The sequence below is a fragment of the Streptomyces sp. NPDC057137 genome, from assembly GCF_042670825.1.
Taxonomy (GTDB): domain Bacteria; phylum Actinomycetota; class Actinomycetes; order Streptomycetales; family Streptomycetaceae; genus Streptomyces.
Map to the genome: position 1 here is coordinate 1 of NZ_JBHUUW010000066.1, position 22,183 is coordinate 22,183.

16 protein-coding genes are annotated in these 22,183 nt (G+C 70.3%); 7 read left to right on the top strand and 9 right to left on the bottom strand.

Features of this window, described 5'->3' with window-relative positions:
- Nucleotide 1: 1 nt before the first annotated feature.
- Entirely contained in the window at nucleotides 2-1,339 is a 1,338-nt protein-coding gene (locus ACFT9I_RS33400; RefSeq protein ID WP_382570651.1) for an FAD-dependent oxidoreductase, read from the top strand.
- 11 nt (nucleotides 1,340-1,350) lie between these two features.
- Here the strand turns inward: ACFT9I_RS33400 and hemE are convergent, their stop codons facing one another.
- Nucleotides 1,351-2,442: a uroporphyrinogen decarboxylase gene (gene hemE / locus ACFT9I_RS33405; RefSeq protein WP_382570654.1), complete on the bottom strand. Its 1,092-nt coding sequence runs from the start codon at nucleotides 2,440-2,442 to the stop codon at nucleotides 1,351-1,353.
- A gap of 91 nt (nucleotides 2,443-2,533) precedes the next feature.
- Here hemE and ACFT9I_RS33410 point away from each other — a divergent pair, with 91 nt between their 5' ends.
- The 5 genes from ACFT9I_RS33410 (at nucleotide 2,534) to ACFT9I_RS33430 (ending at nucleotide 9,696) form a co-directional block, all read left to right on the top strand.
- A complete protein-coding gene (locus ACFT9I_RS33410; RefSeq protein WP_382570657.1) occupies nucleotides 2,534-3,208 on the top strand; it encodes a DUF3000 domain-containing protein in 675 nt (224 codons plus the stop codon).
- Between the two features lie 576 nt (nucleotides 3,209-3,784).
- Nucleotides 3,785-4,444 (top strand): response regulator transcription factor, encoded by a 660-nt coding sequence (locus ACFT9I_RS33415; RefSeq protein WP_023537917.1) that lies wholly within the window; start codon nucleotides 3,785-3,787, stop codon nucleotides 4,442-4,444.
- A gap of 87 nt (nucleotides 4,445-4,531) precedes the next feature.
- Entirely contained in the window at nucleotides 4,532-5,815 is a 1,284-nt protein-coding gene (locus ACFT9I_RS33420; RefSeq protein ID WP_382570661.1) for an HRDC domain-containing protein, read from the top strand.
- A 537-nt stretch (nucleotides 5,816-6,352) separates the two neighbouring features.
- Nucleotides 6,353-7,573 (top strand): thiolase family protein, encoded by a 1,221-nt coding sequence (locus ACFT9I_RS33425; protein WP_382570664.1) that lies wholly within the window; start codon nucleotides 6,353-6,355, stop codon nucleotides 7,571-7,573.
- The gene (locus tag ACFT9I_RS33430) at nucleotides 7,570-9,696 is read left to right on the top strand and encodes a 3-hydroxyacyl-CoA dehydrogenase NAD-binding domain-containing protein (protein ID WP_382570667.1); all 2,127 of its coding nucleotides are present in this window, start codon (nucleotides 7,570-7,572) and stop codon (nucleotides 9,694-9,696) included. The genes ACFT9I_RS33425 and ACFT9I_RS33430 overlap by 4 nt, the downstream gene beginning before the upstream one ends.
- Nucleotides 9,697-10,193: 497 nt before the next feature.
- Here ACFT9I_RS33430 and ACFT9I_RS33435 read toward each other — a convergent pair whose 3' ends face one another.
- Nucleotides 10,194-11,351, bottom strand: a complete 1,158-nt coding sequence (locus ACFT9I_RS33435) for a hypothetical protein (protein WP_382570669.1) — start codon at nucleotides 11,349-11,351, stop codon at nucleotides 10,194-10,196.
- 101 nt (nucleotides 11,352-11,452) lie between these two features.
- Between ACFT9I_RS33435 and ACFT9I_RS33440 the strand changes: the two genes are divergently transcribed.
- Nucleotides 11,453-11,845, top strand: a complete 393-nt coding sequence (locus ACFT9I_RS33440) for an NTP pyrophosphohydrolase (protein ID WP_382570671.1) — start codon at nucleotides 11,453-11,455, stop codon at nucleotides 11,843-11,845.
- Here ACFT9I_RS33440 and ACFT9I_RS33445 read toward each other — a convergent pair.
- From ACFT9I_RS33445 to ACFT9I_RS33475, 7 genes are all read right to left on the bottom strand, one after another.
- Nucleotides 11,821-13,341 (bottom strand): ArnT family glycosyltransferase, encoded by a 1,521-nt coding sequence (locus ACFT9I_RS33445; protein WP_382570674.1) that lies wholly within the window; start codon nucleotides 13,339-13,341, stop codon nucleotides 11,821-11,823. The genes ACFT9I_RS33440 and ACFT9I_RS33445 overlap by 25 nt on opposite strands.
- A 37-nt stretch (nucleotides 13,342-13,378) precedes the next feature.
- Nucleotides 13,379-14,881, bottom strand: coding sequence for an amino acid permease (locus tag ACFT9I_RS33450; protein WP_382570676.1), 1,503 nt, complete (start codon nucleotides 14,879-14,881; stop codon nucleotides 13,379-13,381).
- Between the two features lie 194 nt (nucleotides 14,882-15,075).
- Nucleotides 15,076-17,007: a 1-deoxy-D-xylulose-5-phosphate synthase gene (gene dxs, locus ACFT9I_RS33455; RefSeq protein ID WP_382570724.1), complete on the bottom strand. Its 1,932-nt coding sequence runs from the start codon at nucleotides 17,005-17,007 to the stop codon at nucleotides 15,076-15,078.
- A gap of 253 nt (nucleotides 17,008-17,260) precedes the next feature.
- On the bottom strand, nucleotides 17,261-18,553 hold the full coding sequence (locus tag ACFT9I_RS33460; protein ID WP_382570679.1) for a sugar ABC transporter permease: 1,293 nt from the start codon (nucleotides 18,551-18,553) through the stop codon (nucleotides 17,261-17,263).
- Complete coding sequence (locus tag ACFT9I_RS33465) at nucleotides 18,550-19,338, bottom strand: ATP-binding cassette domain-containing protein (protein ID WP_382570725.1); 789 nt, start codon at nucleotides 19,336-19,338, stop codon at nucleotides 18,550-18,552. Before ACFT9I_RS33465 ends, ACFT9I_RS33460 begins: the two co-directional genes overlap by 4 nt.
- Before the next feature lie 192 nt (nucleotides 19,339-19,530).
- Nucleotides 19,531-20,643 carry a sugar ABC transporter substrate-binding protein gene (locus ACFT9I_RS33470; protein ID WP_382570681.1) on the bottom strand — a complete coding sequence of 371 codons (1,113 nt, stop codon included), beginning with the start codon at nucleotides 20,641-20,643 and terminating at the stop codon, nucleotides 19,531-19,533.
- Nucleotides 20,644-20,764: 121 nt separating this feature from the next.
- Nucleotides 20,765-21,964, bottom strand: a complete 1,200-nt coding sequence (locus ACFT9I_RS33475) for an ROK family protein (RefSeq protein ID WP_382570684.1) — start codon at nucleotides 21,962-21,964, stop codon at nucleotides 20,765-20,767.
- Between the last annotated feature and the right edge of the window lie 219 nt (nucleotides 21,965-22,183).

Sequence of the window (22,183 nt, forward strand, 5' to 3'; positions counted from 1 at the left end):
AATGTCCGCCGCGTCGCAGGCCCGCAGGTTCAAGGGGCCCGAGGAACTGGAGATCGTCGCCTTCGAGCGCGGCGACTTCGCCTCGTTCTCGGCGTGCGGCATTCCGTACTGGGTCGGCGGCGACGTCGGGCGGCGGGACGACCTCGTGGCCCGTACGCCCGAGGAGCACCGGGAGCGCGGGATCGATCTGCGGATGCGCACCGAGGCCCTGGAGATCGACACCGCGGGCCGGCGGGTCCGGGCCCGGGACCTGGACGCCGGGACCGAGTCGTGGACGGACTTCGACAAGCTGGTGATCGCCACCGGCGCGCGCCCGATCCGGCCCCCGCTGCCGGGCATCGACGCACCCGGCGTACACGGCGTACAGACCCTCGGCGACGGCCAGGCGCTGATCGAGACCCTGACCCGCACGGGCGACGGCGGACGCGCGGTCGTCGTGGGCGCGGGCTACATCGGCGTCGAGATGGCGGAGGCGCTGCTCAAGCGCGGGTACGAGGTCACTGTCCTGCACCGCGACGAGCAGCCGATGGCCACGTTGGACCCGGACATGGGCCGGCTGGTCCACGAGGCGATGGACGGCCTCGGCATCACCACCGTCGGGCGGGCCGCCGTCACGAAGATCCTCACCGGCGACGACGGCCGGGTCAGGGCGGTCGCCACCGACGACGCGGAGTATCCGGCGGACGTCGTCGTCCTCGGCATCGGCGTCCGCCCGGAGACGGCGCTCGCCGAGGCCGCCGGTCTGCCGCTCGGCCCGCACGGCGGGCTGCTCACCGACCTGTCGATGCGGGTACGCGGCCACGAGCACATCTGGGCGGGCGGCGACTGCGTGGAGGTGCTCGACCTGATCACAGGCACCACCCGCCACATCGCGCTGGGCACGCACGCCAACAAGCACGGCCAGATCATCGGCGCCAACGTGGGCGGCGACTACGGCACCTTCCCGGGCGTCGTCGGCACGGCCGTCAGCAAGGTGTGCGACCGGGAGATCGCCCGGACGGGGCTGCGCGAGAAGGACGCCCGCGCGGCGGGGCTCCAGTACGTCTCGGCGACCATCGAGTCCACCGGCACCGCCGGGTATCTGCCGGGCGCGCGGCTGATGACGGTGAAGATGCTCGCCGAGCGCCGTACGGGCCGGCTGCTCGGCGTGCAGATCGTCGGCGGCGAGGGCGCCGCGAAGCGGGTGGACATCGCGGCGGTCGCCCTCACGGCGCGGATGACGGTGGAACAGATGACGGCGCTGGACCTGGGCTACGCGCCGCCGTTCTCCCCGGTCTGGGACCCGGTCCTGGTGGCGGCCCGCAAGGCGACGGCGGCGGTCCGGAAGGCGGGCTGGTAGTCGGCCAGGTCCTAGCGGGCCGTCCGCGTGTGGACGTACTCCACCAGGCGGGTCAGCGAGTCCGGGTCCATGTTCGGCAGCACCCCGTGGCCGAGGTTGAAGATGTGCCCCTCCAACCCCTTGGCGGCGTCGAGGACTTCGTCGGCCTTCGTCTCCACGGCCCGCGTGGGGGCGAAGAGGACCGCAGGGTCGAGGTTGCCCTGGAGCGCCTTGCCGGGGCCGACGCGGCGGGCCGCCTCGTCCAGCGGTACGCGCCAGTCGACGCCGACGACGTCCGCGCCCGCCTCGCCCATGAGGCCGAGCAGTTCGCCCGTACCGACACCGAAGTGGATGCGCGGTACGCCGTATCCGGCGACCATGTCGAAGACCTTGGCGGACGCGGGCATCGCGGAGCGCCGGTAGTCGGCGGGGGCGAGCGCGCCCACCCAGGAGTCGAAGAGCTGCACGGCGCTGGCGCCCGCCTCGATCTGCACCTTGAGGAACGCGCCGGTGATCTCCGCGAGCCGGTCGAGCAGTTCGGCCCACAGCTCCGGGTCGCCGTACATCATGGCCTTGGTGTTCTCGTGGTTACGGGAGGGCCCGCCCTCCACGAGGTAGCTCGCGAGGGTGAACGGGGCGCCCGCGAAGCCGATCAGCGGGGTGGATCCCAGCTCCGCGGTGAGCATGCCCATCGCCTCGGTGACGTAGTGGACGTCGTCGGGCGTCAGGTCCCGCAGCTGCGCGAGGTCGGCGCGCGTGCGGATGGGATGCGCGACGACGGGGCCGACGCCCGGCTTGATGTCAAGGTCCACGCCGATGGCCTTGAGCGGGACGACGATGTCGCTGAAGTAGATCGCGGCGTCGACCCCGTGCCGGCGTACCGGCTGGAGCGTGATCTCGGTGACCAGATCCGGCCGCGTGCACGATTCCAGCATCGCCGTGCCCTCGCGCAGCTTGCGGTACTCGGGCAGCGAACGCCCCGCCTGCCGCATGAACCACACGGGGGTGTGCGGTACGGGCTCCCGCCTGCACGCCTTCATGAAGGCGGAGTCGCGGGTGGCGAGTGTCGCCGCTGTCGCTGCGGTCTTCGTCGGCTGGCCCGAGGGGCGGTCGTTGGCGCTCACGCCCAGAATCTTCGCATGTACACAGAAGCGGCCGCCCCGGGCAGGGTGTCCTTCACCGCACGGGACGCTCGTTCCGCCTACTCTTCCCCGCATGGCTGCGGCTCAGGGACAGTTTTCTGATCATTCCAACGGCGTCGGCGGTACGGGGGGTACGGAGGAGGACTCCGTCCCGTCCGCGTTCCGGCTGGCCGTCGAAGCTTTGCGGACGGCGCGGCTGCGCCCCGAGATGGAGATCGACCCGACCAAGCCGCCCCAGCGGCTCGCACCGCACGCGTACGCACTGGAGGCGGCGGTCGTCCAGGGGGACGACGACCTCGCCGACGGCAGACTCGTTCTGCTCCACGACCCGGACGGGCACGACGCCTGGCAGGGCACATTCCGGCTGGTGACGCTCGTACGGGCGGAGCTGGAGCCTGAGATGGCGGCGGACCCGCTGCTCCCGGAGGTCTGCTGGTCGTGGCTGACCGGGGCGCTGGAGGCACGTGGACTCTCCTACGGAGAGCCGAGCGGCACGGTCACGCGCGCGGGGTCGCACTACTTCGGCGGGCTCTCGGAGCGCCGCCCGGCGACCCAGATCGAGATCCGGGCGTCCTGGACACCGCGCGAGGGCATGGGCGGAGTCCCGGACGCGGCAACGCACTTGGCGGCCTGGTGCGATCTGCTGTGCCAGCTCGCGGGTCTGCCACCGGCGGCCCCGACGGGCCCGACGGAGCCGGGGGCGGGTGTGGTCTCGCTCCCCCAGCGCCGGGGGCCGCAGGCCCGCTAGGGGGTGTCTTGTCGATCAGGCCGGATCAGGGAGCGCCCGCCGCGCAGCGGCTGATGTCACGTTGGCGCGTGCGATCGCAAGGCGGAGGAGGGAGGCATGGCGGAGCCATGCCGACCGACGACAACGCGGCGGGCGTGCGTGCCAGGGACCGCGAGCCCGGCAAGATCGGCAAGACACCCCCTAGGCCCTGTCCGGCGGATGTTCGGGGGCCCGGAACGCCTGGCACGGCACCTCCCTGCGTTGTCGGAGTCGGCCAAGTACGGCCGGGCCATCCACAACGCCGATCCTCCGCCTTGCGATGCACCGCGCCAGCCGCCCCGGGCTGATCCCCGAAGATCCGCCGGACAGGACCCAGGACGGGCCCGGCCACCCGCCGAAATCGGCTCGCCGGCTATGGGCCCACTCGTAGGATGATCGATCGCGTATCCGAATTGCCCGAATTGTTACTCATCAATTCGTGATCATTCTCTAAAGGCGGGGACGGTTGCTGCCGAAGAGGTCAATGACCCTTCAAGCACGGTTCGCCCCCGGCTTCATCCCCGAGCCGGCCCGTCCCGCACCTTCCCAGGAGGCCTGGTGTCCGTTCTCCTCGAGCAGCCCGCAAGCCTGGTCGCCTACCGCCCGAACAAGCCGACGGCCATGGTCGTCGTGGCCGACCCTCGCGTCCGCTCCACCGTCACCCGCCACCTGTGGGCCCTTGGAGTACGTGACGTCATCGAGGCTTCGTCCATCGCGGAGGCGCGTCCCCGCGTCGGCAATCCACGCGACATCTGCGTTGCCGACGTCCACCTGCCCGACGGTTCCGGGCTGACCCTGCTGTCCGAGACCCGGGCAGCAGGCTGGCCCAACGGCCTCGCCCTCTCCGCCGCCGACGACATCGGCGCGGTGCGCAACGCCCTCGCGGGCGGAGTCAAGGGCTACGTCGTGACCGGTACCCGTACGAACATCGGCCACCCCGGCCGCCCCGGCGCCGCACCCATCGGCGCGGGACCCCGCATGCACCGCCGTCCCCCGGGTTCCCCGAGCCACCCGGGCGGCTACCGCGAGCTCTCCGGCCGTGAGGTCGAGGTGCTCAGACTGGTCGCCGAAGGCCAGTCGAACAAGGCGATCGGCGTCTCCATGGGCCTGTCGGCCCTGACCGTCAAGAGCCACCTCGCCCGTATCGCGCGCAAGCTCGGCACGGGTGACCGGGCCGGAATGGTCGCCGTGGCCCTCCGTACCGGAATCATTCACTGACCGGTTTCACCCTCCCCACCGGCCGCATCGCCCGCCGACGGAACGTTCCGTCGGCGGGCGGCGTCCGTTCACAGATACCCTTGACACGTGACCGACGCCCAAGACACCGCAGCAGACCCACCACTGCGAACCACCGGGGGCGCTCCCCCGGACGACGTCGAATCGGCGCCGATCCCTTTGTTGGAGCCTCGCGAAGGCATTCCGCCGGTGGTCGCCACCGAAGAAGCGCTCGCCGAGGTGATCGCTGCCTTCGCCGCGGGCACCGGCCCGCTGGCCGTCGACGCCGAACGCGCGTCCGGCTACCGGTACGGGCAGAGCGCCTATCTCGTACAGCTGCGCCGCGAAGGCGCGGGCACCGCGCTCATCGATCCCGTCGGCTGCCCCGACCTCTCCGCCCTCGGCGACGTCCTCGCCGACACGGAGTGGATCCTGCACGCCGCCACCCAGGACCTTCCGTGTCTCAGGGAAATAGGCATGCGCCCCACGCGGCTGTTCGACACCGAGCTGGCGGGCCGGCTCGCGGGCTTCCCGCGCGTCGGCCTCGGCGCGATGGTCGAGAACGTCCTCGGGTTCGCCCTGGAGAAGGGCCACTCCGCCGTCGACTGGTCCACCAGGCCGCTCCCCGAGCCGTGGCTGCGGTACGCGGCGCTGGACGTGGAGCTGCTGGTCGATCTGCGGAACGCGCTGGAGAAGGAGCTGGACCGGCAGAACAAGCTGGACTGGGCCTGGCAGGAGTTCGACGCGATCGCCTCCGCGCCGCCGCCTCCGCCGCGCAAGGACCCGTGGCGCCGTACGTCCGGCATGCACAAGGTCCGGCGGCGCCGGCAGATGGCCGTCGTACGGGAGCTGTGGAACACCCGCGACCAGGCCGCGCAGCGACGCGACGTCTCCCCCGGCAAGGTCCTCAGCGACGGCGCGATCATCGAGGCGGCGCTCGCGCTGCCGCTGAACGTGCACGCCCTCACCGCGCTGCCCGGCTTCGGGCACCGGATGGGGCGGCGCCAGCTCGATCAGTGGCAGACGGCGATCGACCGGGCGAAGGCGCTGCCCGACACGGAGCTGCCGCAGCCGGGCCAGCCGCTGAACGGTCCGCCGCCGCCGCGCTCGTGGGCGGACAAGGACCCGGAGGCGGCGGCCCGCCTCTCGGCCGCCCGCGCCTCGGTGACGGCGCTCGCGGAGCGGCTGAACATGCCGCAGGAGAACCTGATCACGCCGGACACGGTGCGGCGGGTCTGCTGGGAGCCGCCGGCGGAGCGGAGCGTGGAGGCGGTCTCGGAGGCGCTGGCCGCGCATGGCGCGCGGCGGTGGCAGGTGGAACAGGTGGCGCCGCTGTTGGCGCGGGCGCTGGGGGCGACGGCGTCCACGGGCTGACCGGGTTGGTCTTGTGCCGGGTCCGCCCGGCGGCCGGTTTCGTCCTCAAGCGCCGGACGGGCTGGGGTGGTTGCGGTGGTGGCCGGGTGCCGCTCCGGGGTCATGCCCGGACGGCATGATTTACGCCGCGTGCCCCATTCGTTGGACCCGAGGGAACCGGGCTTCCCACGCGGCACAAATCAGCCTGAGTGTCCGGACACGACCCCTGCGCGTCCCCCTTCCCTCGCGCAGACCGGCGGTAGGTGTGAACGGCGCCACGTGGCGGCGTGAGGGGGGCGGGGTCGCAGGAGGGGTGTGTTCGGACACTCAGGCTGATTTGTGGCGCGTGAAAATGCTGGTTCCCTCGGGTCCAACGAGCCGTGCACGCGCCGTAAATCATGCCGTCCGGACATATCCCTCCGGAGGGCCCGAACCCCGACCCCCGGCAACGAAACAGCAACCACCGTGACGCGCCTAACATCCCCCGGTTACCCGCAAGTAGCATAGGATCCAAGCAAGCGTGCCCGCAGAGCCCCCGCACCCTGGAGGAGAGCCATCGTGCCTCGTACCGTCAGGGATGTCGTCTTCGTCGACGGCGTCCGCACCCCGTTCGGCAAGGCGGGCCCGAAGGGCATCTACCACGAGACCCGGGCCGACGACCTCGTCGTGAAGGCGATCCGGGAGCTGCTGCGGCGCAATCCGGACCTCGACCCCGCGAAGATCGACGAGGTCGCCATCGCCGCGACCACGCAGATCGGTGACCAGGGCCTGACCATCGGCCGTACCGCCGGCATCCTCGCCGGGCTGCCGCAGTCCGTCCCCGGCTACTCGATCGACCGCATGTGCGCCGGCGCGATGACCGCCGTGACGACCACCGCCGGCTCCATCGCCTTCGGCGCGTACGACGTGGTCGTCGCCGGCGGTGTCGAGCACATGGGCCGCCACCCGATGGGCGAGGGCGTCGACCCGAACCCGCGGTTCGTCTCGGAGAAGCTCGTCGACGAGTCGGCCCTCTTCATGGGCATGACCGCGGAGAACCTGCACGACCGCTTCCCGCACATCACCAAGCAGCGCGCCGACGAGTACGCCGTGCGCTCGCAGGAGAAGGCCGCGAAGGCCTACGCGAACGGCAAGATCCAGCAGGACCTCGTGCCGGTCTCGGTGCGCCGCACCAACCCCGAGGGCGGTGAGACGGGCTGGGGCCTGGCCACCGAGGACGAGCCCATGCGCCCCGGGACGACGCTGGAGTCCCTGGCCGGTCTCAAGACCCCGTTCCGCCCGCACGGCCGTGTCACGGCCGGCAACGCGGCGGGTCTGAACGACGGCGCCACCGCCTCGCTGATCGCCTCCGAGGAGTTCGCGCGTGAGGCCGGGCTGCCGGTCAGGATGCGCCTGGTGAGTTACGCGTACGTGGGTGTCGAGCCGGAGGTCATGGGCTTCGGCCCGATCCCGGCGACCGAGAAGGCCCTCGCCAAGGCCGGTCTGTCGATCGACGACATCGGCCTCTTCGAGATCAACGAGGCCTTCGCCGTACAGGTGCTGGCCTTCCTCGACCACTACGGCATCGCCGACGACGACCCGCGCGTCAACCAGTACGGCGGCGCCATCGCGTACGGCCACCCGCTCGCGTCCTCCGGTGTACGGCTGATGACGCAGCTGGCCCGGCAGTTCGAGGAGCAGCCGCACGTCCGCTACGGCATCACCACCATGTGCGTCGGCTTCGGCATGGGCGCGACGGTCGTCTGGGAGAACCCGCACTTCGACGGAGGAAACAAGTGAGCACCGCTGAACTCCTGAAGGGCGCGGCCGAGCTGTTCCCGGGCGAGGTCGTCACCCAGGCGCACGTACGCCACCTCGAACTCCCCGGCGGCGTGGGCACGTTCGCGCTCATCACGCTGGACAACGGCCTGGACCACACGAAGCCGACGACGTTCGGACCGCAGTCGCTGGCCAATGTCGACGCCGCGATCGACCAGGTCGAGGCCGAGGCCGCCGAGGGAAAGATCGTCGGTGTCGGTGTCACCGGCAAGCCGTTCATCTTCGCCGTCGGCGCCGACCTCAAGGGTGTCGAGCTGCTGAAGCGGCACGAGGACGCGCTGGCCATCGGCAAGGGCGGCCACGACGTCTTCAAGAGGCTCGCGGCCATCGCCGTACCGACGTTCGCGTACTACAACGGCGCCGCGATGGGCGGTGGCGTCGAGATCGGGCTGCACTGCTCGTACCGCACCGTCTCCGCCGCGCTGCCCGCCTTCTCGCTGCCCGAGGTCTTCCTCGGTCTCGTCCCCGGCTGGGGCGGCTGCGCGCTGCTGCCGAACCTGATCGGCGCCGACCGCGCGGTCACGGTGATCATCGAGAACTCGCTCAACCAGAACAAGCAGCTCAAGGGCGCGCAGGTCTATGAACTGGGCATCGCCGACGCCCTGTTCGAGGGCGCGGACTTCCTGGAGCAGTCGCTGCTGTGGACCGCGTCGGTCCTGAGCGGCGAGCTGAAGGTGGAGCGTCCGGAGATCGACCGGGGCGACGCGTGGGACCAGGCCGTCGCGCGCGGCAGGTTCGTCGCGGACTCCAAGGTGCACGGCGCGGCCCCCGCCGCGTACCGCGCGCTCGACATCATCGCCGCCGCCAAGGACGGTGACCTCCAGGCGGGTTACGACGCCGAGGACACCGCGCTCGCCGACCTGATCATGGGCGGTGAACTGCGTTCCGGGATCTACGCGTTCAATCTCGTGCAGCGGCGCGCCAAGCGCCCGGCGGGCGCGCCCGACAAGTCGCTGGCGCGGCCCGTCACCAAGGTCGGTGTCGTCGGAGCGGGCCTGATGGCCTCGCAGTTGGCGCTGCTCTTCCTGCGCAGGCTCGAAGTCCCCGTCGTCCTCACGGACATCGACCAGGAGCGGATCGACAAGGGTGTGGGCTATGTCCACGCCGAGATCGACAAGCTGCTCGGCAAGGGCCGGATCAACCAGGACAAGGCCAACCGCTACAAGGGCCTGGTCACCGGAGTCCTGGACAAGGCCGACGGTTTCGCCGACGCCGACTTCGTCATCGAGGCCGTCTTCGAGGAGATGGGCGTCAAGCAGCAGGTGTTCGCGGAGGTCGAGGCGGTCGCCCCGGCGCACGCGATCCTCGCCACCAACACCTCGTCGCTGTCGGTGTCCGAGATGGCGTCGAAGCTGAAGAACCCGGAGCGGGTCGTCGGCTTCCACTTCTTCAACCCGGTGGCGATCCTGCCGCTGCTGGAGATCGTGCGCGGCGAGCGGACGGACGACGCGTCGCTCGCGACGGCGTTCGGTGTCGCGAAGAAGCTCAGGAAGAGCGCGGTGCTGGTGAAGGACGCCCCGGCGTTCGTCGTCAACCGCATCCTGACCCGCTTCATGGGCGAGATCCAGAACGTCATCGACGAGGGCACCCCGGTCGCCGTCGCCGAGAGGGCCGTCGAGCCGCTGGGTCTGCCGATGTCGCCGCTGGTCCTGCTGGAGCTGGTCGGTCCCGCGATCGGTCTGCATGTCTCCGAGACCCTCAACCGGGCCTTCCCGGACCGCTTCACGGTCTCGCAGAACCTGGCGGCGGTCGTCAAGGCGGGCAAGCGGGGCTTCTACGTGTACGACTCCGGCAAGCCGGAGTTGGACCCCGAGGTCGTGGCGCTGCTCAAGCAGGGCGACACGGTGCTGACGGAGGAGCAGACCCGGGCGCGCGTGCTCGACGCGGTGGCGCAGGAGATCGGTCTGATGCTGGACGAGGGCGTCGTCGCCGAGGCCCAGGACATCGACCTCTGCCTGATCACGGGCGCGGGCTGGCCGTTCCATCTGGGTGGCATCACGCCGTACCTGGACCGGGAGGGCGTCTCGGAGCGGGTGAACGGGAAGAAGTTCCTGGAGGCGGGCGTGGCGAGCGTCCCGGCGTAACGCTTGTTCGGCGGACCACCGGGCGGGAGCCCGGTGGTCCGGGGTTGGTGTCCGGGCGGGTTGCGGTTTCGTTGCCGGGGGCGGGGTTCGGGGTCTCCGGAGGGGTATGTCCGGACGGCATGACTTACGCCGCGTGCAACGCTCGTTGGACCCGACGACCCGGCTTGTTCACGCGACACAAGTCAGCCTGAGTGTCCGAACACACCCCTCCTGCGACCCCGCCCCCCTCACGCCGTCACGTGGCGCTGTTCAACCCCCACTCCCGCCCGCGGGTTGGAAGGGGGACGCGCAGGGGTCGTGGCCGGACACTCAGGCTGATTTGTGCCGCGTGAAAAGCCCGGTTCCCTCGGGTCCAACGAACGGGGCACGCGGCGTAAATCACGCCGTCCGGGCATGACCCCGGAGCGGCACCCGGCCACCACCGCAACCCACCCAGCCCGTCCGGCGCTTGAGGACAACGACCACCGGGCGGCACCGGCAAACAAACCCCCGCCCCCTCAGACCCGCGCCCACGCCTCCAACGCCAGCCCCGGCTCCGCCTTCTGACGGGCCACCCGCAGGCCGCCGTCCGTGGCGATGGCGGCCATCACCACCCTGCCCTGCCCGTCCAGCGCCAGCGCAGGCGCGCCCACGCACTGTTCGCCGGTCGGGGTCCAGGTGACGCCCGCCGCCTCGTCCTCCGTCGGGTAGGCGGCGAGCAAGGGCCGTCCGTCGAGGCCGCGTTGGGCCAGGATCGTGCAGTCGTGGCCGTCCACGGGGGTACGGAGCAGGGCGATCGGGCCGGTGCCCGGACCGCCCAGCGGGGCGGTCTCACCCGTGTCGAGACGCCAGGCGTGCACCGTACGGTCGTCGGTGTCGCGCCAGTAGTGCGTGAGGCGGTCGCCGCCGGTGCGCTCCGAGGTGAGGGTGCCGGGGGCGACGCGTGCCGCGAAGCTTTTCAGGTCGCGCTCGGCCTTCACCGCCACCTTCGGCTGCCGCCAGCGCATCACCGCGTCGTCGGTCGGGCCCAGGACCTCGATCAGACCGTCCTCGCCCACGACGGCCGCGGCCTCGCCCGTCATCCGGGACCCCTTGAGGTCCGCCCACCCGACCCACGCTCCGGTGGGTTTCTGGATCCGGGCCGACAGGCCGCGGCCCGCGTTGCGGGCGAACAGGTGCAGCGAGCCGTTGGGGTCGATCACCGCCGAGGGCAGACCGAGCAGGCCGCCTCTGGCGAGGTCCTTCGGGTACGGCGTACTGAGCGGCTGCCAGTCCCGCAGCGGGCGGCCGGTCTGGAACTGCACGGCGTACACGACGTCCGTCCGGATCTGCCCCTCGGCGGCCGGTTTGCGGCGCAGGCCCACCAGGTGGACGTAGCCCTCGGAGCCGCTGGCGATGGACAGGTACGGCAACAGGCCCGGGGCCGGGAGGAGTTCGGGGCCCGACCAGCGTGGTCCGCCGAGCCGGTCCTCCGTCCACCGCAGCACGCCGCCCTCGGTGGGCGCGTACGCGGTGAGCCTGCCGTCCTTGCCGCGCACCAGCCAGCCGGTGGTCGCGGGCAGTGTGCCGTCGGCCGTGGGAACGGGGACGGACTCAGCCGGGCGGCCGCCGATGTCCGGGGCCTCGCCGGGGCCCCGACCGGATCGTTTCGACGTCCGTGCGGACCGCAGTGCCATGACCCACTGCCACCTTCCCAGCGCATGAAATTTCCCCGACGATAGCATTCGCGGGCGAACGGGAACCGTACCGCCCCGGGCGGTTGTGGCACGCTCCTGAAGTGCGGATTCTACTGATTGTCGACGGGGCGAACGTGGTCGGTTCGGTGCCCGACGGATGGTGGCGCGACCGGCGCGCGGCGGCCGAGCGGCTGCGGGACCACCTGGTGCCCCTCGCCGGGGACGGGCTGCCCGACGCGGGGATTCCCGGGCCGTTGGAGCTGGTGCTGGTCGTGGAGGGCCAGGCGCGGGGCATCGAGTCCGTGCCGGGTGTACGGGTGGAGTCGGCGCCCGGCAGTGGCGACGACCTGATCGCGGAACTGGCCGCGGGCGCGGACGGGCGCCCCTGTGTCGTCGTCACCGCCGACCGGGAGCTGCGGCGCCGGGTCGAGGCGTACGGGGCGCGATGCGTCGGGCCCCGGACGGTGCGTCAGCTCCCGGAGGAGCGTACGTAGAGGACGGTGCCCTCGACGGTCCCGGGAAGCGGCTCGTACTGACCGGCCAGCAACCGCCGTAGCGTCGGGAGCCGTTCGGGGCCGTAGGGCTTGCCGCGTGAGTCGTCGACGATCAGCGTGGGCGGTCGCGCCCGCATCTCCTCGGCGAAGACCCGCCAGGCGCCCGGCACTCCGTATGCCTCGCCGACCTGCGGGCCGTCCCTGCCGCCGCTGAAGTTGGTGAGGAGCCCGGCGGTCAGATAGCGGCTGGCGGGGGCGCGGTCGGCGAGGCGGTACGTCTGCGGGTGTATGCCCCACACGAGGACCCGGTCGGTGGGGGCGCTGTGTTCCCGTACGGCGGTGGCGACACGTTCGGCGTGGACGAGTTCCGAGCGGGGGGCGAAGACCGCCCAGAGCACGAAGAGCGCGCAGACCCACGCCGGCACCGACAGGACGGATCTGAGCCGTTCCTGGCGCAGCGACCGCAGGGCGGCCGTCGCCAACAGGGCGATGGGCGGCAGGAGTTGCAGGAAGTAATGGCCGTAGAAGTGGAATCCGACGGTGACGGCCCCGGCGGAGGCGGCGAACCAGACCCAGAGGTCGGTGAGGGGTCTCCCGGCCGGTCGGTGGGTGGTCCGCAGGGCCCTGGCGACCGGCGGGACGATGCCGACGCAGCAGAGGCAGAGGATCAGGCTGTTCACGAACGCCCGGATGAGGACGTGGAGTTCGGAGCCGGTGAGGGAGAAGGCGTACGCCCCCGATCCGGTGACCGTCCAGAAGAGGAAGCCCGCCGGGTCGGTCAGGAGCGCGGCGGCGGCGACCGGGACGGCGAAGCCGGCCGCCGTACGGAGCAGTGCCGGCCGCACTGCGGGGCCGGGTCCGCAGGCCCGCCAGAGCAGCCACAGCACCGGGACGAGGACCACGCCGCCGGTCTGCTTGGTGAGGAACGCCCCGGCGACGGCGACTCCGGCGGCGCCCCAGCGGCCCCGGTCGGCGCAGACGACGGCCGCCGCCGTGAAGGGCAGTATGACGACCTCGAAGGTGAGGGCCTGGGTGTCCTGCGGGATGAACCCGACGGAGATCAGCAGGAAGAGCACCCCGGCCGTGGCACCGGACCGGTCGCCCCAGCGGCGCCGGGCGAACGCCGCGAGCAGGGTGGCCGTGCCGAACTGGGCGGCGACCGCGAGGAGTTTCATCGCCTGGACGGATCCGTCGCCGAAGAGCGTGAACGCCGCCTCGTACAGCCAGGGCAGCAGGGGCGGCTTGCGGTCGACGACGGTCTCGTACAACTCCCCGCCGTTCGCCAGTATCCGGGCCTGCACGGCGAGATAGCCCTCGTCGGGGCTCCAGAAGGGGTGCAGGAAGGACGGGAGTCTGATGGCGAGGGCGACGGCGGCCAGGACGGGCAGCAGTCTTCGCCAGAAGCCGTACGCGGGCGTACGGCTCGGCTGCCGCTGGGGGTGGTGCGGCCTCGCGGGTGCGAGGCGTGGCGCGGTGGACGGCGACTCGACGGACATACGTGACTTTCGTGCGGTGGTGGTGACTGAGGCGGCGTCAGCCGGACTTGCCCAGGCGGCTGTTGCCCCGCCCGTAGGCGAAGTACACGACGACGCCGATGGCCATCCAGATACCGAAACGCAGCCAGGTCTCGGCCGGCAGGTTGAGCATCAGCCACAGCGAGGCGAGCACGGACACGGCCGGCAGCCACGGCACCAGCGGGGTACGGAAGGACCTCGGCAGATCGGGGCGCGTACGGCGCAGGATGACCACGCCGATCGCGACGACGACGAAGGCGAAGAGCGTGCCGATGTTCACCAGCGAGGCCAGTTCCTCGATGCTGGTGAAGCCCGCGACGATCGCGATGATCACACCGAGCAGTACCGTCGAGCGGTACGGGGTGCGGAATCTGGGGTGGACGTGGGAGAAGATCCGCGGGAGCAGCCCGTCACGGCTCATCGCGAAGAACACCCGGGTCTGGCCGAGCAGCAGGATCATGCACACGGTGGTGAGGCCGACGGCGGCGCCGAAGCTGATGACACCCGAGTAGAACGGATGCCCGGTGGCCTTGAAGGCGTCGGCGAGCGGTGCGTCCACAGTCAGTTGAGTGTATTTCTGCATGCCGGTGACGACGATCGACACGGCGACGTAGAGCACGGTGCAGATGATCAGTGAGCCGAGGATGCCGCGCGGCATGTCGCGCTGCGGCACCTTCGTCTCCTCGGCGGCCGTGGCGACGATGTCGAAGCCGATGAAGGCGAAGAAGACGACGGAGGCGGCGGTGAAGATGCCCATGACGCCGAAGTTGGTGGGCGTGTAGCCGAACATGATCTGGATGAGCGGCGAGTCGAGGCTGGTGCCCGAGGACTGCGGCTGGGCCTTGGGGATGAACGGCGAGTAGTTCTTGGAGTCGATGAAGAACGAGCCGGCGATGATGACGATCAGGACGACCACCAGCTTGATGGCCACGACGACCGCGGTGACGCGGGCGGAGAGCTTCATTCCGAGGACCAGGATCCCGGTCAGCAGGAGGACGAGGAGAAAGGCCAACAGGTTGAAGCCGAAGCCCTCTTCCTCGCTGGTGCCCGCGAGGGCTTGGGGCATGTGCCAGCCCGCGTTGTCGAGCAGCGACTGCACATAGCCGGACCAGCCGACGGCCACCACGGCGGTGGCCAGGGCGAATTCGAGGACCAGGTCCCAGCCGATGATCCAGGCGGGCAGTTCGCCGAGTGAGGCGTAGCTGAAGGTGTACGCGGATCCGGCCACCGGCACGGTCGACGCGAACTCCGCGTAGCAGACGGCCGCGAGGGCGCAGACGATGCCGGCGGCGACGAAGGCGAGGGCGGTGGCGGGGCCCGCGTTGTCCTTGGCGACGGCGCCGGTGAGGACGAAGATGCCGGTGCCGATGATGACACCGACACCGAAGACCGTCAGATCGAGCGCGGAGAGCGACTTCCTGAGCGCGTGCTCCGGCTCTTCGGTGTCCAGGATGGACTGTTCGACGGTTTTCGTGCGGAACAGCGAATTCCTGCCGCGTTCCGTGTCGTGCTGGGTGCTCACCGGCGTACCTCCGAGTGCGTGGTTGCCGCCATGATCGAGAGGTGCTCGGCGGCGCCGGTGCCCGGAAGCGTTTATTTCACACGGATGGGCCGGTCGGACCACCCGTACAGGGAGTCCGACCGGCCCGTCCGACGATGTGCGCGGTCGTGTTCGCGGACGCGTCGTGTTCGGTCGCGTTCGCGGTCGCGGCTGCGTCAGTCGCGCGCGACCTCCTCGGCCGACGGCTCGCCGGCCATGCGGCCGTCGATCCGCGACACGAGGCCGGTGACCTGGCGCGCGATGTCGGGGGCCGTCAGACCGATCTCGGCCAGCAACTCCTTGCGCGACGCGTGGTCGAGGAAGCGGGCCGGGATGCCGAAGTCCCGCAGCGGGGTGTCGACACCGGCGTCCCGCAGGGACTGGGCGACGGCCGAACCGACGCCGCCCGCACGGCTGTTGTCCTCGACGGTGACGACGACCCGGTGCTGCTCGGCGAGCGGCGCGAGCGCCTCGTCGACGGGCTTGACCCAGCGCGGGTCGACCACGGTCGTCGAAATGCCCTGCTTGTCGAGGAGATCGGCGATGTCCAGACACATCGGGGCGAGCGCGCCGACCGAGACGAGCAGGACGTCCGCCGTGCCCTCGGCCGGCCTGCGCAGCACGTCCATGCCGCCGACCTTGCCCACGGCGGCGACAGCGGGGCCGACCGCGCCCTTGGAGAAGCGCACCACGGTCGGGGCGTCCTCGACCTCGACGGCCTCGCGGAGCTGCGCCCGCACCTGGTCGGCGTCGCGCGGGGCGGCGATCCGCAGGTTGGGCACGCACTGGAGGATCGACATGTCCCACATACCGTTGTGGGAGGCGCCGTCGGTGCCGGTGATTCCGGCGCGGTCGAGTACGAACGTGACTCCGCAGTTGTGCAGGGCGACGTCCATCAGGACCTGGTCGAAGGCGCGGTTGAGGAACGTCGCGTACACGGCGAAGACGGGGTGCAGTCCGCCGGTGGCCAGGCCGGCCGCCGACACCGCCCCGTGCTGCTCGGCGATGCCCACGTCGTACACCCGGTCCGGGAACGCCTTCGCGAACTTCTCCAGGCCGACCGGCTGGAGCATCGCGGCCGTGATGGCGACGATGTCGGGGCGCTCGTTGCCGAGTTTGACCATCTCCTCGCCGAACACCGAGGTCCAGTCGACGCCGGAGCTGGCGATCGGCAGGCCGGTGTCGGGGTGGATCTTGCCGACGGCGTGGAAGCGGTCCGCCTCGTCCTGGAGCGCGGGCTGGTAGCCGCGGCCCTTCTCGGTGAGGCAGTGGATGATGACGGGGCCGCCGAAGCGCTTGGCGCGCTGGAGGGCCGACTCCATCGCCTCCAGGTCGTGGCCGTCGATCGGGCCGACGTACTTCAGGCCGAGGTCCTCGAACATGCCCTGGGGGGCGATGAAGTCCTTGAGGCCCTTCTTCGCGCCGTGCAGCGTCTCGTAGAGCGGCCGGCCGAGGACCGGGGTGCGCTCCAGGATGTCCTTGCCGCGGGCCAGGAAGCGCTCGTAGCCGTCGGTGGTCCGCAGGGTCGCGAGATGGTTCGCGAGGCCGCCGATGGTGGGCGCGTAGGAGCGCTCGTTGTCGTTGACGACGATGACGAGCGGGCGGTCCTTGGCGGCGGCGATGTTGTTCAGCGCCTCCCAGGCCATGCCGCCGGTGAGCGCGCCGTCGCCGATGACGGCGACCACGTGGTCCTCGCGGCCCAGGACCTGATTGGCCTTGGCGAGGCCGTCGGCCCAGCCGAGGACCGTCGAGGCGTGCGAGTTCTCGATGATGTCGTGCTCGGACTCGGCCCTGGACGGGTAGCCGGACAGGCCGCCCTTGCTCTTGAGCTTCGTGAAGTCCTGACGTCCCGTGAGCAGCTTGTGCACGTAGGACTGGTGGCCGGTGTCGAAGAGGACCTTGTCCCTGGGCGAGTCGAAGACCCGGTGCAGGGCGATCGTCAGCTCGACGACCCCGAGGTTGGGACCGAGGTGTCCGCCGGTCTTGGAGACGGCGTCGACGAGGAAGGACCGGATCTCACTCGCGAGCCGGTCCAGCTGCTCGGGGCCGAGGCGGTCCAGATCACGCGGGCCCTTGATCCGGGTCAGCAGGTCCCATCCGTCGCCCACCGCCGCCTCGGGCGGTCGTGCTGCGCGCGGCTGTGTCACCGTGCCTCCTTGGCGTTGACTGATCTGGCATCCGGTCCGCCGAGTCTAATGTTCCCGTCACGCCGGGCGTCATCGGGCAGCGCGTGAATCACCGTACGATCATTTGTGCGCATGTCAGACGTACGCCCCCCGGACGCCCCCGGAAAGCGCCGCCCGAACGCGGGCGTGCCCGGCACCGGGATCCGGTACCGGGCACGCCGTACGACGACGGCTGTCAGGCGCGACCAGCGGTCTTCTGGGTCTTCCGGGTGACGGCGTCGATGACGACCGTGGCGAGAAGCACACCACCGGTGATCATGTACTGGATCGGCGAGGCGATGCCCTGGAGGGCGAGCCCGTACTGGATCGACGTGATGACAAGCACACCGAGCAGCGCGTTCCAGGTACGGCCCCGGCCGCCGAAGAGGCTGGTGCCGCCGATGACGGCCGCGGCGATGGCGTTCATCAGCAGCTCACCGGCGCCGGCGCCCTGGTTGGCGGAGGTGATCTTCGAGGCGATGAAGAGACCGCCGATCGCGGCGAAGGTGCCCGCGATGGAGAAGACCGCGATCCGGACGCCGATGACGCTGATACCGGCACGGCGGGAGGCCTCGACGCTGCCGCCGAGTGCGAAGATCTTGCGGCCGAAGCTGGTGCGGCGGAGCACGAAGTCCGTCAGTACCAGCACGATCAGGAAGATCAGTACGGCCAGGGGCAGGCCCTTGTTCTGGTTGAACATGATCGCCGCTGCGAAGGCCAGGACGGCGAGCAGCGCCGTACGGACGATGATCTCGCTCAGCGGGCGGGACGGGACACCGGCGGCGGCCCGGCGGCGGTTGTCGAAGAACGCCGACAGGAAGTAGCCGGCCACCGCGATCACCGCGAGCCCGTAGGCGGCGGCGACGTCGGAGAAGTAGTAGCCGGTCAGGTTGGCGACCAGGCCGTCGGGGTCGAGGTTGATCGTGCCGTCGTCGCCGAGGATCTGGAGCATGAAGCCGTTCCAGAACAGCAGACCGGCCAGGGTCACGGCGAACGCGGGAACGCCGACACGGGCGAAGAAGAAGCCGTGGATGGCGCCCGCGACGGCGCCGGTCAGGATGGCGATGATCAGCGCCAGCCACTCCGCCATGCCGTGGGTGACGGCGAGGACCGCGAAGGCGGCACCCGCCACACCGCTGACCGAGCCGACCGACAGGTCGATCTCGCCGAGCAGCAGGACGAAGACGATGCCGACCGCGATCATGCCGGTGCCGACCATGGCGACCGCGATGTTGGAGAGGTTGCCCGCGGTGAGGAAGTTCGAGTTCAGGCTGGCGAAGATCGCCCAGATGATGATCAGGCCGATGACGACCGGTATGGATCCGAGGTCACCGCCGCGCATCTTGCGCTTGAACTCCGACAGGTAGCCGGCGAAGCCCTGTTCGCGGACGAGCAGCCGGGGGTCCACCGCTACCGTGCTCGCGCCGGCCGCCGGGGCGGGCGCGTCGTCGGCGGTGCTGACGGGGGCGGAGGTCTTGTCGATGCTCACTTCTTAACCTCCACGTTGCGCGCCGCGCGTCGGGTCACGGCGTTGTCCGTGGCTCCGGTGATCGCGGAGATGATGTCTTCCTGCGAGGTGGTGGCGACGTCGAAGAAGCCGTTGTTACGGCCCAGCCTGAGCACGGCGACCTTGTCGGCGACCGCGCGGACGTCCTCCATGTTGTGGCTGACGAGGATCACGGCGTAACCGCGTTCACGCAGCCGCTCGACCAGGTCGAGGACCTGGGCGGTCTGCTCCACGCCGAGGGCCGCGGTGGGCTCGTCGAGGATCACCAGCTTGGGCTCGCCGAGCATGGACCGGGCGATGGCCACGGTCTGGCGCTGGCCGCCGGAGAGCGAGGCGATCGGGATACGCACGCTGGGGATACGGATCGACAGGGTGTTGAGCAGCTCGCGGGCGCGGCGCTCCATCTCGACCTCGTTGAGGACGCCCCAGGAACGGAGCTCCCGGCCGAGGTACAGATTGCCCACGACGTCGAGGTTGTCGCACAGCGCGAGGTCCTGGTAGACCGTCGCGACACCGAGTGCCTGGGCGTCGTGCGGTTTGTTGATCGCGACCGACCCGCCCTCCCACTCGATGACGCCGTCATCGATGGGGTGGACTCCGGCGATCGTCTTGACGAGCGTCGATTTACCGGCACCGTTGTCGCCCACGAGGGCGACGACCTGTCCGGCATGGACCTCAAGCTCTACGTCGGTGAGCGCCTGCACCGCACCGAACCGCTTGGAGACCCCTCGCAACGCCAGCACGGGCGTAGCGGTCACTTGAACCATCTCCTTCGCCGCCTGACCGGCGGGGATACCGCGCCCGGGGGTGTTGGGCGCGGGGTCGAGCAGAAGAGAGAAATACGGCGACACACGAAAAGCCGTGAAGTGGTCCGTCCGGCGCCCCGCCCGATAGCGGGACAGTTGAGGGCGGGGCGCCGGACAGGCTTCAGGGCGGGTTTCCGCGGTCTGACGTGTCGGCTACTTGACGCCGAGGGTGTCGCACTTGGCCTTGAACTTCGCGGTGCAGATCTCGTCGACGGTGTAGATGCCGTCCTTGATCACCGTGTCGTTGATGTTGTCCTTGGTCAGCGAGACGACCGGGACGAGGACCGACGGGATGCCCTTGGTGGTGGCACTGTCGAGCTTCGTCTTGGCGATGGAGTCCAGGGACTCGCCCTTGGCGACCGCGACGGCCATCTCGGCGGCGATGGCACCCTCGGTCGGGTACGGCTTGTAGACGCTCATGAACTGCTCACCGGCGACGATGCGCTGCACACCGGCGAGTTCGGCGTCCTGGCCGGTGACCGGCGGGAGCGGGCTGACGCCGGCGCTCTTGAGGGCGGCGATGATGCCGCCCGCCATGCCGTCGTTGGCGGAGTAGACGCCGACGATCTTGTCCTTGCCCAGGGCCGAGATCGCGCCTTCCATGTTGGCGTTGGCGTTCTCCGGCTTCCATTCCTTGGTGTCGTACGTCTTGCCGATCGTCACCTTGCCGTCGAGGACGGACTTGGCGCCCTTCTTGAAGAGGGCGGCGTTCGGGTCGGTGATGGCACCGTTCATCATCACGATGTCACCGTCCTTCGCCTTGGTGCCCAGCTCGTCCAGGAGCGCCTGGCCCTGGACGCGGCCGACCTCTTCGTTGTCGAAGGAGACGTAGCCGTCGATGTCGCCCTCGGCGAGGCGGTCGAAGGCGATCACCGGTATGCCGGCGTCCTTGGCCTTCTTGATCGAGCTGGTGATGGCCTTGGAGTCGACGGCGTCCACGATCAGCGCGTCGACCTTGTTGGTGACCATCGTGTCGGCCTGCTGGTTCTGGGTCGACGCGTCCTGCTTGGCGTTCGCGTAGACGACCTTGCCCTTGCCGTCGGTCAGCTCGCTGACCCGCTTCTCGATGAGCGGCTTGTCGAACTTCTCGTAGCGCGCGGTCTGGTTCTCGGGCAGCAGCAGACCGATGGTCAGCGCGTCGCCCTTGTCCTTCTTCGACTCCTTGGCGGAGTCACCGGACTCTTTGGCGCTTCCACAGGCGGCAAGCGAGACGGCCATCGCGGTGGCAGCGGCGGCCACGGCAGCACGTCGGAGATGTGCGTTCACTTCAGAAACCTCCCTGACGAGGCCGCGACGTTGCGGCCGAGGTGGCTGGAAGTCAACTCCGCTGCGGACGCAGCGTCAAGGAGTAAATCCTTAACGAGATGACAACGGTGCCATTCGTTATCTAAGTGAAGACAGCAGTGCCGACGGGCAGTGCACCCTCAAGAAGGGTCGAATCGCCCATTTCGCTCAGTACGAGGGCGAGTGCCCCGAGCACCTCGGCCCGGCCGCCCAGGGCTCCCGGAAGCACCGAGAGCTGTCTGGCCGCACTCGGGATCGCGTACCGGGAGACCGACTCGCGTATCGGCGCCAGCACCAGTTCCCCAGCCTCGGCCAGATCGCCGCCGAGCACCACCCGGCTGGGGTTCAGCAGGTTGCAGAGATTGGCGACGCCGCTGCCGATGTGGCGCCCGACGTCGGCGATCACCCGGCGGCAGCCGGGGTCGCCCTCCCTGGCCAGCTGCACGACCCGCTCCATGGTCAGATCGCGGCCGTGGCTGGACCTGAGCAGCGGCAGTACGTAGCGGGCCGCCGTGAAGGTCTCCATGCAGCCGCGGTTGCCGCAGCGGCAGACGGGGCCCGACTCGTCGAGCGTGATGTGCCCGATCTCACCGGCCGTACCGCCCGGTCCCCGGTAGATCTGACCGTCTATGACCAGACCGGCGCCGACGCCGCTGGCGACCTTGATGTAGGCGAGGTCCTTCACCCCCCGGCCGCTCCCCCAGACCAGCTCGCCGAGGGCGCCCAGATTGGCGTCGTTGTCGACGTACACCGGCACGCCGAGCCGGCCCGCCAGCTCCTCGCTGGGGTTGATCCCCGTCCAGCCAGGCAGGATCGAGGTGGAGCCGAGCGTGCCCGAGACGACGTCGATCGGTCCCGGCACCCCGAGCCCCACGCCGATGACCTTCTGGCGGCCGATCCCGGTGGCCTCGATCAGCCTCTCCACCAGCTCCTCGGCCCGGCCGAAGCCGTGCGCCGACGAGGCGTCCACGTCGAGCGGTTCGGACTCCTCGGCGAGCACCTGGTGGGCCAGATTGCCGACGGCCACCCGCAGATGCGTATGCCCGAAGTCGACGCCGATGACGATGCCGGCGTCGCCGCTGAGCGAGACGCTGCGGGCCCTGCGGCCCCCCGCCGAGGTGGGCGTCACCTCTACGGTGCCGCCCTCCCTGAGCTCGCGGACGATGTTGGAGACCGTGGCCGCCGACAGTCCTGTGCTCCGGGCGATCTCCGCCTGGGTGAGCGAGCCCGCCATGCGCACCGCGCGGACGACCCGCTCTAGGTTCGCCCGGTGCAGAGACGACTGCGACCCTGGAGTCTCCACAACTGATCCACTCCTGCCCTTGGCAGGCGGCACGACCACCGCCCCCGGCCGGGGTCGCGCCTGTGAAACCCCGACGTATCTCCAACTTGTGAACTCTAAGCTCAGCCTTTCGGGTCGCTTCCCGTCAAGACCTTGAGCAGTGCCGGACTCGGATGAGCACCGTACTTACGCATCTGACCTGCGAACATCGCCGTTTTGTCGATTTCAGGCCACTGCCGG

Bases quoted from the DNA above. Each gene is read 5' to 3' on its own strand.
- ACFT9I_RS33400 (WP_382570651.1), top strand. From the start codon at position 2: ATGTCCGCCGCGTCGCAGGCCCGCAGGTTCAAGGGGCCCGAGGAACTG.
- ACFT9I_RS33410 (WP_382570657.1), top strand. From the start codon at position 2,534: ATGGCTGCGGCTCAGGGACAGTTTTCTGATCATTCCAACGGCGTCGGC.
- ACFT9I_RS33435 (WP_382570669.1), bottom strand. From the start codon at position 11,351: ATGGCACTGCGGTCCGCACGGACGTCGAAACGATCCGGTCGGGGCCCC.
- ACFT9I_RS33445 (WP_382570674.1), bottom strand. From the start codon at position 13,341: ATGTCCGTCGAGTCGCCGTCCACCGCGCCACGCCTCGCACCCGCGAGG.
- ACFT9I_RS33465 (WP_382570725.1), bottom strand. From the start codon at position 19,338: ATGGTTCAAGTGACCGCTACGCCCGTGCTGGCGTTGCGAGGGGTCTCC.